Annotated in this window: 10 protein-coding genes and 1 tRNA gene; 5 read left to right on the top strand and 6 right to left on the bottom strand. The window is 55.6% G+C overall.

The window, feature by feature from the left end; translation table 11 throughout:
* Positions 1 to 192: 192 nt before the first annotated feature.
* The 4 genes from ACILQA_RS05995 to thyA all read right to left on the bottom strand — a co-directional run bounded on the left by ACILQA_RS05995 (position 193) and on the right by thyA (position 4,813).
* Entirely contained in the window at positions 193 to 1,452 is a 1,260-nt protein-coding gene (locus tag ACILQA_RS05995; protein ID WP_395628883.1) for a dihydrolipoamide acetyltransferase family protein, read from the bottom strand.
* Between the two features lie 4 nt (positions 1,453 to 1,456).
* Positions 1,457 to 2,485 carry an alpha-ketoacid dehydrogenase subunit beta gene (locus ACILQA_RS05990; RefSeq protein ID WP_395628882.1) on the bottom strand — a complete coding sequence of 343 codons (1,029 nt, stop codon included), beginning with the start codon at positions 2,483 to 2,485 and terminating at the stop codon, positions 1,457 to 1,459.
* Complete coding sequence (locus tag ACILQA_RS05985; protein ID WP_395628881.1) at positions 2,485 to 3,771, bottom strand: thiamine pyrophosphate-dependent enzyme; 1,287 nt, start codon at positions 3,769 to 3,771, stop codon at positions 2,485 to 2,487. Before ACILQA_RS05985 ends, ACILQA_RS05990 begins: the two co-directional genes overlap by 1 nt.
* A 109-nt stretch (positions 3,772 to 3,880) precedes the next feature.
* Complete coding sequence (thyA, locus tag ACILQA_RS05980; RefSeq protein ID WP_395628880.1) at positions 3,881 to 4,813, bottom strand: thymidylate synthase; 933 nt, start codon at positions 4,811 to 4,813, stop codon at positions 3,881 to 3,883.
* Positions 4,814 to 4,952: 139 nt separating this feature from the next.
* Between thyA and ACILQA_RS05975 the strand changes: the two genes are divergently transcribed.
* From ACILQA_RS05975 to ACILQA_RS05960, 4 genes are all read left to right on the top strand, one after another.
* Complete coding sequence (locus tag ACILQA_RS05975; protein ID WP_395628879.1) at positions 4,953 to 7,094, top strand: putative bifunctional diguanylate cyclase/phosphodiesterase; 2,142 nt, start codon at positions 4,953 to 4,955, stop codon at positions 7,092 to 7,094.
* Positions 7,095 to 7,102: 8 nt separating this feature from the next.
* On the top strand, positions 7,103 to 8,044 hold the full coding sequence (locus tag ACILQA_RS05970) for a response regulator (protein ID WP_395628878.1): 942 nt from the start codon (positions 7,103 to 7,105) through the stop codon (positions 8,042 to 8,044).
* 180 nt (positions 8,045 to 8,224) lie between these two features.
* A complete protein-coding gene (gene katG / locus ACILQA_RS05965) occupies positions 8,225 to 10,438 on the top strand; it encodes a catalase/peroxidase HPI (RefSeq protein WP_395628877.1) in 2,214 nt (737 codons plus the stop codon).
* Between the two features lie 76 nt (positions 10,439 to 10,514).
* Positions 10,515 to 10,892, top strand: a complete 378-nt coding sequence (locus ACILQA_RS05960; protein WP_395628876.1) for a c-type cytochrome — start codon at positions 10,515 to 10,517, stop codon at positions 10,890 to 10,892.
* Positions 10,893 to 10,935: 43 nt separating this feature from the next.
* Here ACILQA_RS05960 and ACILQA_RS05955 read toward each other — a convergent pair whose 3' ends face one another.
* Positions 10,936 to 12,609, bottom strand: coding sequence for a M20/M25/M40 family metallo-hydrolase (locus ACILQA_RS05955; RefSeq protein WP_395628875.1), 1,674 nt, complete (start codon positions 12,607 to 12,609; stop codon positions 10,936 to 10,938).
* Positions 12,610 to 12,736: 127 nt separating this feature from the next.
* Positions 12,737 to 12,826: transfer RNA gene (locus ACILQA_RS05950), tRNA-Ser, on the bottom strand.
* Between the two features lie 132 nt (positions 12,827 to 12,958).
* Here ACILQA_RS05950 and hspQ point away from each other — a divergent pair.
* A partial coding sequence (gene hspQ / locus ACILQA_RS05945; RefSeq protein WP_395628874.1) for a heat shock protein HspQ occupies positions 12,959 to 13,205 on the top strand: 247 nt, incomplete at its 3' end.

Here is a 13,205-nt window from a genome sequence, read left to right as displayed (position 1 = left end):
GGGCTCGAACCCGCGACCTCCGGCGTGACAGGCCGGCGCTCTAACCAACTGAGCTACACCCGCTAACTTGCGGTGGGGGCGCACTATAAGCGACGCAAGATTCTGTCAACGGCATTTGTCATAAAAGCTCGTTTTCGGGCAAATGAGTTCCAAACCCAGCTTTTTCGCCACCAACGTCTCGACGTAATAATTTTAATCGGCGAATAGCAAAACCGGCGTTTCCATAAGCTTTTTCAACGCCTGAACATAATTGGCCGCATCCCAACCGTCGACAACACGATGGTCGCAGCTGATCGACAGGTTCATCAGTTTACGTGCCTCGATTGTGTCGCCGACAAACATCGGACGCTCGACAATCTTGTTGGGCCCGATGATCGCGACTTCAGGTCGGTTGATGACAGGTGTGGTCACAATCCCGCCCAAGGGGCCAAGTGACGTCACTGTAAGCGTGGAGCCCGACAGCTCTTCACTTTTCGCTGAGCCGCTCCGTGCAGCGTCGGCAAGTCGGGCAATTTCCGTTGCAAGCTGCCAGATATTTCTGTCCTGCGCATCGCGGATGACAGGGACCATTAATCCGGCATCGGTTTGCGTTGCCATGCCCAAATGCACCGCGCCATGGCGTGTCACCACGCCATTTTCGTCGTCGTAACGCGCGTTGATCATCGGGAATTGCGGGATGGTCTTGCAGATCGCCACGACAAGCAATGGGAGCATCGTCAGCTTCGGCCTTGCGCCGCGATTGGCGTTCAGGTCGGCGCGCATCGCTTCAATCGCGGTGACGTCAATTTCCTCGACATAGGTGAAGTGCGGGATGTGGCGTTTGGATGCCGCCATATTGTCCGCGATACGCCGGCGCATTCCGATGACTTTGACATTTTCGTCGTCACGGCGCGCGCTGATATGGGATGCGCGATAGCCCTGCCCGCTTCCATAGGCCAAAAATGCGTCGAGATCCGCGTGCCGGACATGCCCGCCTGCCGCCTTGACGTCAGTCAATGCGACGCCGAGTTCCTTGGCACGTTGGCGTACTGCAGGCGACGCCGTAATCTTATGGTCGGCGCTTATGCTAGGCGACGGAACCGGCACAGCTGCAGGTCTTTCCTGCACGACCGCTGGTTCAGTAGCGACTGGCTCAGGCGCATGTGGCAGCTCGTCTTCGACCGTGGCAACCGCTTCTACCTGTACCGTGCTTTCCACCTGACTGACGTCAGTCGCGGTTTCAATCTCCACGAGCATGGATCCGATGGCGATGACATCCCCTGCCTCGCCAGCAACCTTGGTCACGATTCCCGCCACCGGGCTTTCCATTTCGACGGTCGCTTTGTCGGTCATCATATCCGCCAGCGGCTGGTCTTCAGAAATTCTGTCGCCAACCTTTACATGCCATGCAACGATTTCCGCCTCGGCTATGCCTTCACCAATATCCGGTAAGTTGAATGTGAATATGGGCATAAAGTCAGTCCTTCATGATCTTGTCAAATGCGCGGGCGAGCCGCACGGGGCCGGGGAAATATGCCCATTCGAGGCTGTGTGGATATGGCGTGTCAAATCCGGTCACACGCTCTATTGGTGCCTCGAGATGATAGAAGCACCGTTCCTGCACCTGCGCAGCCAATTCCGCGCCAAAGCCGCTGGTACGGGTCGCTTCGTGCACAACCATACAGCGGCCCGTCTTCTTGACCGATGCTTCTATGGTTTCGATGTCCAGTGGCAATAATGTCCGCAGGTCGATGATTTCGGCGTCAATGCCATGCTCGGCGACGACGGCTTTCACAACATGCACCATCGTGCCGTAGGTCAGCACCGTGACAGCCTGCCCTTCCCCCACGACCGCTGCCTTGCCTAAATCTATGCGATAATAGCCTTCTGGAACGGCGCTGCCGTCATGTTTGGACCATGGCTCGACCGGACGGTCATAATAGCCGCTGAACGGGCCATTATAGATCCGCTTGGGCTCAAAAAACACGACGGGGTCATTGTCTTCGATCGCGGCAATCAGCAGCCCCTTTGCATCATAAGGTGTCGCGGGAATAACTGTCTTGATCCCGCAGACATGCGTGAACAGGCTTTCGGGGCTTTGGCTATGCGTTTGGCCGCCGAATATGCCGCCGCCAAAGGGCGAACGCACGGTCATGGGGCAGATAAAGTCATTGGCGGAACGATAGCGCATGCGCGCAGCCTCGCTGACCAACTGGTCAAGGCCGGGGTAGATGTAATCCGCAAACTGAATCTCGGGCACGGGGCGAAGGCCATAGGCCGCCATGCCGACTCCAACACCAATGATCCCACATTCACTGATGGGCGTATCAAAAACGCGGGTTTTGCCATGCTTTTTCTGAAGCCCCGCAGTCGCGCGGAAGACGCCGCCGAAATAGCCGACGTCTTCCCCCATGATGACAACTTCCGGGTCTTTCGCCAGCATCACGTCCAAGGCACTGTTGATCGCCTCAATCATGTTCATCGTTTTGGTCGCGGGCTCAGACATCAGCGCGCCTCCCATTCAGGGCCAAATTTATCGCGTTGTTCTTCCAACATCTGTTCGCATTGTTCTTTCAAATGCCATGGCATTTCTTCGAACACATCTTCGAACATGCTTTCCATTGGGTGATGCAGGCCGTGGCCTAAAATCCCGTTCTGCTCCGCCTCTTTCTGGGACGCCTTTACGAAATCGGACAGCTCCAGAATGAGCGCCTCATGCTGCTCGTCACTCCACGCGCCAATCGCTATCAAATGATTCTTGAGACGCGTCACAGGGTCGCCAAGCGGCCATAAGGCATATTCTTCCGCCGCACGGTACGCGCCGGGGTCATCCGACGTCGAATGCCCTTCCCCGCGATAGGTGAAATATTCGATCAATGTTGGCCCACCATTTGTGCGCGCGCGGTTGGCCGCCCATTGCATAGCGGCGAAGACGGCCAGCGCGTCATTGCCATCCACGCGCAGTCCAGCGATGCCATAGCCAATGGCACGTGCGGCGAACGTTGTCCGCTCACTGCCTGCAAAACCGGAGAATGACGAAATCGCCCACTGGTTGTTCACGACCTGAAAGATAACCGGCGCATTATATACGGCGGCAAATGTCAACGCGCTGTGGAAGTCACCTTCCGCTGTCGACCCGTCGCCACACCACACTGCAGAGATCCGGGTATCGGCGCGCGATGCCGAAGCCATCGCCCAACCCACCGCCTGCGGATATTGCGTTGTCAGATTGCCCGAAATACTGAAAAATCCGTAATCTTTAGCGGAATACATGATGGGCAGCTGGCGCCCCTTCAGCCGATCGCCACTGTTGGAATAAATCTGGTTCATCATATCAACGAGCGGGTAATCTCGCGTAATTAGAATGCCTTGCTGGCGATAGCTTGGAAAACACATGTCATCCGAATGCAGCGCCATCGTGGTTGCAACTGACGTCGCTTCCTCACCAAAGGACTTCATATAGAAACTGGTTTTGCCCTGACGCTGTGCCCGGAACATGCGGTCATCAAAGGCGCGCAATAGCAACATCTTGCGCAGCATGGCGCGCAGCGTGTCGGCATCAAGCCCGGGGTTCCAACTGCCAACGGCCTGATTATCATCGCCCAAGACGCGGACAAGGCCATAAGCAAGCGCATGTATATCCGCCGGGCTGGCGTGCTCATCCGGACGCGTTATGGCGTCCACTTCGGGGACAATGATGTCGCTAAAATCGGCCTTATCGCCGGGGCGGAACTTGGGTTCCGGTACATGGAGATGAAGCGGCGCGAGATTGTCCTTGATACCGTGCACCATCACCATCTCCGCAGTTATGTACCCGAAACGACTCAGGCAGTTTATTATCCACGGTTGTTATAATATTTCAAATGGGTGTTTAGGTCAATATCGCTGTCCTAATGAACAATTAGACCGCAACTGGCGCAGAAATGTGTGATTGCGGATGATAATCCGACACTTCAAAATCGTCGATGCGGAAATCAAAAACGCTGTCGGGCGTCCGCAAAAGCTTTAGCTTGGGATTGCCAGACGGCGTTCGGCTCAACTGCTCCTCAACCAAAGGCGCATGGTTCAGATATAAATGCACGTCGCCACCCTGCCAGATGAGCTCGCCAGCCTTGTACCCACAGACCGCAGCGAGCATCCGCGTCAACAAAGCACCAGAAAATGCATTGAACGCAAATCCGAGGCCCAGGTCGCAAGAACGCTGAAACAAGATGCAGCTCAATACATTGTCCGCAACATGGAACTGGTAAGTCTTGTGGCAAGGTGGAAGCGCCATTTGATCAAGCTCGGCAACATTCCAGCCTTCGATGATGTGGCGGCGCGAACCCGGGTTGTTCTTCAAACTTTCGACCAGCAGACTGACCTGATCGATGCCCTTCTCGGCACGCCGGAATAGCCCGTTGTCAGTGGCCTCATAACGCGGCCAGTTGACCCACTGCGCGCCATAGACTGGACCCAAATCGCCCCATTGCGCGGCAAAGGCATCATCTTCGACAATGCGCTGCTCAAAGGCCTCTTGCGTGATGTCTTCGCCCATTTCGCGCCGATATCGCGCCAGAGGCCAGTCGGTCCAGATTTTGACATTTTGTTGAAGCAAGGGCTGGATATTTGTGTTGCCGGTCAAAAACCAAAGCATCTCGCGCGCCGCTGTTTTCCAATACACCCGCTTGGTGGTCAACAGCGGGATAGCATCGTCCGCCAGCGAAAAGCGCATGGTGGCGCCGAACAACGCTTTGGTGCCAACACCAGTCCGATCGCGCTGAACAGCACCCTCGGTCCAAATGCGGCGCATCAACGATAGATATTGCTCTTCATAATGTGGCGTGCTGTGCATGCCCCACTGCTAAGGCCAGCGCATGTTTTTGGCAACCGTCGGAATCCAAACACCTTCGGTCAGGTGCACGGACACATAGCCCGCGAAACACGAACAGCGGTTTAACCATTCCTTGAGGTTATGCCGATACCGCTGTGGCATGCATGCGCGCATTGTCATTGTAGACGACAGATCGACCAACTTACGCATTTACGCGCAATATGTTGCGATGATGGGTCCGGAGTTCTCCGCGAAGTGTTTTCACAGCGCGATTGACGCTTTGCAATGGCTGGAGACCGAGCCCGCAGACCTGCTTGTGGTGGACTACCGCATGCCCGAAATGAACGGTGCGGAATTTATCAGCAAATTCCGTTCACGCACCGCTGGCGCGCATATTCCTGCGATCATCATTACGGCGCGGCAAGACCGAGAATGTCGCATTACAGCGCTGGATGCCGGCGCGACCGATTTTTTGCAAACGCCCGTATCCCACATCGAATTTCGCGATCGCGCATTATTGCTCTTGGGCCAGCATTATCGGCAGCAAGAGCTCAAGCAATCACTTGAGGCCAATCGGACCGGCGCAGATAGCACGGACGGCGACGATAAAGGCGGCAAGTCGATGCTGGAGCAAATCATCGACACGACGCCGATTTTGATCAACGCGACGGACCGAAACGGTAAATTCCTCTTTTTAAATTCCTATCAGGCAGCGCTGTTCGGTCGCGACCCCGACCAACTGGTGGGCCGTCCCATTTCGGACATCATGGATCCCGAATTGCTTGAGCGCGAAACGCGCCGGAATAACGTCATTTTGGAGAAGGGAATCTCTCTACCTAATTTCGAAGAGAAATTTGTCAGTGAAGGCATTGATCTCACTTTTCACTGCAACAAATCACCGCTCCGGAACAAAGATAACCAAACCATAGGTGTCCTGACCACCGGGCTTGATATCACGGCGCGCAAATTCGCCGAAGAGCACCGAACGCATCTTGCCTTGCATGATATGCTCACGGGCCTTCCCAATCGTACATTGCTTGCGCAATGGATGCGCACCGCTATCGATGAGAGCAAGGCAAGCGGCAAGGTTGCGGCGCTGTTGCTGCTCGACCTCGACCGATTTAAAGTCATTAACGACACGCGCGGGCACCAGACAGGCGATGTTTTGCTGCGCCAAGTCGCCGAGCGGCTTACCTCCGCGCTCGACAGCAATGGCTTTGCCGCGCGCATCGGCGGGGACGAATTCGCCATTGTCCTCCAAAATCTCGAGGACAATAATAAAGCCGCAGCCGTGTGCACCGAACTGCTCGCAACAATCGGTGATCCCTATATGATTGGCGGGGTCGAGCAGCTCATCGGTGGCAGCATTGGTATCGCGCTTATCCCCGAAGATGGCAACTCCCCCGACGAACTGCTGCGTCTGGCGGACCTTGCTATGTATGAGGCCAAATCTTCGGGCCGAAATTGCTTCTGCTTCTTTTCCCCGCACATGAACCACATCGCGCAATTGAATGCAGGCATCGAGAGCGACCTGCGTGACGCGCTCAACAGCGATCAGTTGTTCCTGGAATATCAGCCGATAGTCGATACCGCGTCAGGCAATTATGTAGGCCTTGAGGCTCTATTGCGTTGGAACCATCCGGTCAGGGGACGCTTGTACCCGTCCGATTTTATCAAGGTGGCCAATGACTCGGGCTTAATTGGCCGTATCGGCACATGGGTCATTGAAGCCGTATGCAAACAGATTGCGTTGTTTGCCGAAGAAGGCATCGAGCTTCCACATATAGCCGTCAACGTATCGCCCAAGCAGTTTGAATATGCCGCCATGTGTTCCGAAATACTCGATCTGGCCGCGAAATATGCCATTCCACCCGGCAAGCTGGCGATTGAAATTACCGAAGAGCTGTTAATTGACAACAGCCCAAAGGTGCGCGAGCAATTGGCAACTTTACGCGCGGGCGGCATTCAAATTTCGATCGACGATTTTGGCACGGGCTATTCATCACTTCAATATTTGCGAGACCTGCCGGCCACCCGTTTAAAAATTGACCAAACCTTCATCTCGCGGGTCGAAACGTCGGCAACGGATCGCGCCATCATCTCCACTATCGGCCATTTGGCCCATGCGCTGAATATGCGGGTCGTCGCAGAGGGCGTCGAGACAGAGGCCCAGTTCACGCTGCTACGCGCTTCCGGTTGCGATGAGGTTCAAGGATATCTGATGGGTCGTCCGCTTTCTGTCCATAACCTCCATCGTCTTTTTAAGGACGGTGCCCAGCCATTCAGGCTAGCGGCAAAATGAGGTCCTTTGTGAGAAAGCTGCGCGGTGATGTAACGCCTGAACAGGATATCCTGCGCAACCGAACCGGCATGGGCAGTACGCACCGCGTCGAAATACCATCGGCCACGCGCTACACGCCCAAACGCGTATTGGTGGCGGATGACAACCGGACGAACCGAAATGTCCTAGCCGCAATTTTGGAAACTGCTGGCCATATAGTTGTCATGGTCACGGACGGCGACGAAGCGCTTGAGGAAATGAAAAAGGGTGGTATCGATATATTGCTGATCGACGTGAACATGCCGCGACTTAACGGCATCGACACCTGTTCCATATGGCGTGAGCGTGAAGGCGGACGAAACCACCTGCCGATTATCGGCATAACAGCCGACGCAACTTCAGAAACCGAGATCAAGTGCCGAAGCGCGGGAATGGATATGCGCATCACTAAGCCTGTGGACGCGCAAATGCTTCTCAACGCCATCGAGAAATATTGCTGCGCCGACACGAATGAAGCGGCAATTCCCCAGCCATTACCAACCGATCCGTTGGATGAAGTCGCGTCCATCTTTGGAAATATTCCAGCAGCTGGAGCGCCAATCGACCACGGTCAAATCCAGTATCTGTTGTCTATTGGCGATCACGCTTTTGTGAATGCGATGATCGAAGGCTTTGTCGAAGATGTCGAACAAACGCTGGGCCCCTTACGTAAAGCCGTTGCGGAAGGCGATGTTTCGGAATTCCGTTTCTGCGCACATGCGTTCAAAAGTTCCGGCAACAATATGGGCGCCCGTTCACTATCGCGCCTATGCGGAAGGCTTGAAAAAGTCAGTGAAACCGACTTCTTGGAACATCGTTTTGCCTATCTTCAGGAAATGGAACAGGAAGCCGCAACGGCGGTCGATGCCCTTAAGTCAGATGTGTATTTCACGCCAAATGGCGTCAATGCACAGGCGGGCTCAACCACCTGACTGCAGATTGCGTCAGCAAAAACACAATATTGCGAACCTTCTTGGGCCGTCGCTTCTGGTCACTATCATCAACGCAATCGATTATTGTGACCAATCAATCTCGTTGGGCTTGGCGACGCATCGCCAGTAACACCAACATACACCAAATGGGTGTCCACGGTTAAACGGGAGAAAAATTCCATGAAAATACGCAACATCGCCCTCGTCGCGTTGCTTGCCGCCACATCACCAGTGGCCCTCGCATCTGCGGCACATGCCGAAACGGCCGAACCAAAAGCGGAATGGTGGCCAAAGAAGGTCGACTTGACTGCGCTGCGCCAAAATGAAGCGCGCGCGAACCCTTATGGCGACGACTTTAACTATGCGTCCGAATTTGCCACACTCGATCTTGATGCGGTCAAGGAAGACATTCGCAAGGTCCTAAAAACATCGCAGCCTTGGTGGCCATCTGACTATGGCCATTATGGTCCGTTCTTCATCCGCATGGCATGGCACAGCGCAGGCACCTATCGCACCGGAGATGGTCGCGGTGGATCTGACGGCGGCGAAATGCGCTTTGAACCGCTTAATTCTTGGCCAGATAACGTAAACCTCGACAAGGCACGCCGCTTGGTATGGCCAATCAAGCAAAAATACGGCCGTAAACTTTCATGGGGCGACCTGATGGTTCTCTCCGGAAATGTGGCTATGGAAGACATGGGCTTCAAAACCCTTGGCTTTGCTGGCGGTCGCATTGACACATGGCAGCCTGATCTTGTCTTCTGGGGCCCCGAAACCAAATTGCTGACGGACCAACGCCGCGACGCAAAGGGCAATTTGAAGGGTCCATTGGCGGCAACGCAGATGGGGCTTATCTATGTCAATCCAGAAGGTCCAAACGGCGTTCCTGACCCCCTCGCCGCGGCTCAGGACATCCGCCGTGCATTTGGTGCGATGGCAATGAACGATGCCGAAACAGCTGCGCTGATTGCAGGTGGCCACACCTTTGGAAAAGCACATGGTGCCAAAAAGCCAGAAGAGTGCGTTGCCGGTGATCCAGGCGTGTCGCCCATTGAACAGCAAGGCTTGGGCTGGACCAACAAATGCGGCAAAGGCCATTCGGAAGACACGATTTCCAGCGGACTTGAAGGTGCATGGACGTCCAACCCAATCGCATTCACCACGCAGTATCTCGACAATCTTTACGGCTTTGAATGGGTAAAGACGAAAAGCCCTGCTGGCGCCGTACAGTGGATCCCGACCGATCCATCGGCCGCGAACATGGTTCCAGACGCACATCGTCCTGACGTGCGTCATGCACCCATCATGTTCACAACCGACATTGCATTGCGTGAAGACCCCGGATTCCGGAAGATTACCAAGCGCTGGCAGAAAAATCCGCAAGAGTTTGCGGACGCCTTTGCACAGGCATGGTTCAAGCTCACCCACCGCGACATGGGGCCGCAAGCACGTTATCTTGGTAAGGACGCGCCAAAAGTGACCTTGAAGTGGCAGGACCCGTTACCGAAGGCCAATTATGCGACCATCGGTGCGGAGGATATCGTTCAGTTGAAGGCAAGCATTCTGGCTTCAGGCCTAACGACTGCAGAACTCGTGCGGACAGCATGGGCATCGGCCTCAACCTTCCGCTCGACCGACATGCGTGGCGGAGCCAATGGTGGCCGTCTGCGCCTCGCGCCGCAGAAGGATTGGGCCGTCAATGACCCTGCCGAAGTCAGCAAGGTTGTGGCTAAGCTTGAAACCGTCCGTACCGCGTTCAACAAGGGCGCAAAGGGCGGCCAGCAGGTCAGCATCGCGGACTTGATCGTGCTTGGCGGTAATGCGGCCATCGAACAAGCCGCAAAGGCCGCTGGGCAGGACGTCACCGTTCCGTTCAAGGCTGGACGCGTCGACGCCGGACAGGACCAAACCGATGTGGAATCGTTCAACCAGCTGCAACCAAAAGCCGACGGTTTCCGTAACTATTTTGCATCGGACGCCTATTTCGGCCCGACAGAAGCGCTGATCGACAAGGCGGACTTGCTTGGCCTGACCGTTGCAGAAACGACCGTATTGGTTGGCGGTATGCGCGTTCTGGGTGCAAATGCGGGCGGTTCGACTGCCGGTGTTTTCACCAGCAAGCCCGGCACGCTGACCAACGACTTCTTCACCAACCTGCTGTCCATGGACACAGTCTGGGCGAAGTCGGCGACGAATGCGGGCCTGTATGAAGGCAAGGACCGGGCAACCGGTGCGGCCAAGTGGACCGCAACGCCGGTCGACCTCGTTTTCGGGTCGAATTCCGAGCTGCGTGCCGTCGCCGAAGTATATGCTTCGGACGATGCGAAAGAAAAGTTCGTGGCCGATTTCATCGCGGCATGGACAAAGGTCATGGACGCAGATCGCTTCCAATAACCCAAATTGAAGGCGACGGCGGGTCATCCTGCCGTCGCCTTTTTCCTATCTACCAACTTAACTGGTGAGGCTAAGCGTGCGCTATTTCCCGCTATCGGTGGCTCTTGCCGCGTTTCCCATATTTTTGGCGGCAACCCCGCTATTTAGCCCGGCGACGGCGCAGCAAGCACGCCCACCCGCATTTGCGGTATGCGCTGGCTGTCATTCGACACAGGTTGGAAAGACAGCCTTTGGCCCTAGTCTAGCGGGCGTCGGCGGCCGCCGCGCTGGCACGCTTGCAGGATATGCCTACAGCCCCGCACTCAAGGCGTCTGGACTGACGTGGAACGCCAAAACATTAGACCGGTGGTTAACTGACCCGAAGAAGACGGTGCCAGGCACCAAAATGCCCTTTATCGGCATTCAAGACCGCAAAGCGCGCGAACAAGTCGTCGCCTATCTGCTGACTTTATGATGCTGTGACGGCGCAAAGATGACCGTACGAAGCAAACCGCCGTTCACTGCTTGCTATCGGAATAAACGGCTCGGCTCGCGGCAGGCGCGTCCAGTAAAACCCACAATGAAACGGACGCTGCCCCCAGCAAGGTGACAACGGCTATGGCCCGTGCCTTTCGAACCTCGATGCCAGGCCAAAGCGGTAGTGTCGATAAAACGGCCAATGCCAGTGGTAACGCTGCGACGAACGGAAGCGTCGGCCCCACCCCTTGCATCAACTGGTGACCCAGCGCCAACATGTAGCCTCCGACCATTGCCGCAATACCAATCCGCACGGCAGAATGCCGCACCCAAAGGGTAATGGTGACGAGCACCATTGGTAGAACCAGCACATAAGCTGCCGTCGGCGCCAAGGCTTGCGCGGCAAGGCACATGATAAACAGTGGTAGCGCCGAACCTACGACACCGACGCGACTTGGTCGCCAGCTGGCAAAAGCCGTGAGAAACGCCGCCAGCGAACCCAACACCGCCATAATCTCTAGCCGAGGGATCGCGGCCAGGCGGTCATAATAATTGGCGGGCTCGAGCCCAAGGGATAAGCGGTTAAGCGCGAAGAGTATCGCTGCGCTTGCCACGATCAGCGCCAACATACGTCCAACACCCGCGGCTAAACCGGCTGTTCCGTCTTGCCGCAAGACCAGGCCCATTCCGCCCGCCGCGATGATTATCATTCCCCAACCAAGCCAAGCGGGATAGATCGCCGTGAACAAACCGAATACGTCAAAAAACACGGTATCAGGCGCCCTTTGGGGAAGCCTGTCTGTTTTTAGGAGCGCTTGGGTTAGGTCGAGAACCTGTCCACCCATGTCCTGTAATGCGCCTTGATCAAGGTTGTCTGGCGTCGCCATTGGTGAATGGTAGAGGCCGGATCGCCCGATAAAGGCAAAGTTATAGGCGGCGTAATCATGCTTGATGACAGGTGTCAGATCGGAATCATTGGGGAGGAGCGCGTAAATGAACGCAGCAAGTGAAGATGCACCAGGGCGACGGACCGCATCGGCGTAAACCTGCATAGCTTCGCCATTCTGGTGTGACGTCTGAAACAGGGTCGTCCGTCCCCCGCCTCCGCGTGCTTCCATATTGATAACCGCGCCGGCGCTTTTGCGTAAAGGATGGTTCGCCCAGAATTGACGCGCGCCCTGTAAGCCAAGTTCTTCGCCATCGGTGACCAGCATGACCAGATCGCGTTCCTGTTGCCCCTGAGCGCGGATTGCGCGCACGACTTCCAAGCTTGCAGCGACACCCGATGCATCGTCTGCGGCGCCGGGCGAGCCCCAAACCGTATCATGGTGCGACATCAGGACGACTGAAGGAGCGTTGCGATTTTTCCCGGGCAGAATGCCGATTAAATTGACCAAGGTGGCTGGTGGGTCATTGCGTCCGCTCCAATGATTGCGCCGTTTTGTTCCCTTGGCGTCGATGAGGCCCGTGCTGGTCGAAACTTCCATCCCGAGAGCTTCCATGCGGCGTAGGATATGATCGCGCACGACTGCGTTCTCCGCCGAACCAGTAACGTGCGGATGTTTTGCCATTGTCCTCACATCGGCCATAGCCCGAGTGGCAGAGAAGCTTCGCAGCGGTGCATCACTGGGCGTTGCCTCCGGCGGGGTCGTCGCAAAAATCGCCAACAGTACCGCGGCAAGCAGCGCCATCAACATCGGACCAAACCTCTTCATGCGCACCCCTCCCGGTTAAAAAGCCTACGGCACACCCCAGTCTCCTTGGGTCGGACAGGCTTTATGACTTCGTGTAAGTCGTGAGACCAAATGCACGTTTTGTCAAAACATAAGGGCAGGCAAAAAATGGCGGAGAGATAGGGATTCGAACCCTAGGTACCGTCACCGGCACGCCGCATTTCGAGTGCGGTGCTTTCGACCACTCAGCCATCTCTCCGCAAATCATTAGGACTGGTCGTTGCCGGCAAACCGGCGCGTCCTGATGACAGAGCGGGGCCATTAACCGATGTTTTTCGCTTTGCCAAGACTGAAGGTTGATTTGCGCGGCATTAGGCATGATATTAGTCGTATGACGTCACAAATTCCTCTTCCCGAACAAGCTGAAGCTGCATTTTCCATCGGTGATGTGGTCCGCCACCGCATTTTTGACTTTCGCGGCGTAGTTTTCGACGTCGATCCCGTGTTCGCCAACAGCGACGAATGGTATGAATCGATACCCGAGCCCATTCGGCCGATCAAAAATCAGCCATTTTATCACCTGTTCGCTGAAAATGCCGAAAGCAGCTATATCGCTTATGTCAGCCAGCAAAATTTGC

The organism is Sphingorhabdus sp. (assembly GCF_044239005.1).
GTDB lineage: Bacteria > Pseudomonadota > Alphaproteobacteria > Sphingomonadales > Sphingomonadaceae > Sphingorhabdus_B.
The sequence above is the reverse complement of the archived record's forward strand: the minus strand, read 5'-3'. Positions and strand labels throughout refer to the sequence as shown.

What these genes read in the sequence shown, in the direction of transcription:
- katG (WP_395628877.1), top strand. Translation starts at nt 8,225, where the DNA reads ATGAAAATACGCAACATCGCCCTCGTCGCGTTGCTTGCCGCCACATCA.
- ACILQA_RS05995 (WP_395628883.1), bottom strand. Translation starts at nt 1,452, where the DNA reads ATGCCCATATTCACATTCAACTTACCGGATATTGGTGAAGGCATAGCC.
- ACILQA_RS05975 (WP_395628879.1), top strand. Translation starts at nt 4,953, where the DNA reads ATGCATGCGCGCATTGTCATTGTAGACGACAGATCGACCAACTTACGC.
- thyA (WP_395628880.1), bottom strand. Translation starts at nt 4,813, where the DNA reads ATGCACAGCACGCCACATTATGAAGAGCAATATCTATCGTTGATGCGC.
- ACILQA_RS05955 (WP_395628875.1), bottom strand. Translation starts at nt 12,609, where the DNA reads ATGAAGAGGTTTGGTCCGATGTTGATGGCGCTGCTTGCCGCGGTACTG.
- ACILQA_RS05985 (WP_395628881.1), bottom strand. Translation starts at nt 3,771, where the DNA reads ATGGTGCACGGTATCAAGGACAATCTCGCGCCGCTTCATCTCCATGTA.
- ACILQA_RS05990 (WP_395628882.1), bottom strand. Translation starts at nt 2,485, where the DNA reads ATGTCTGAGCCCGCGACCAAAACGATGAACATGATTGAGGCGATCAAC.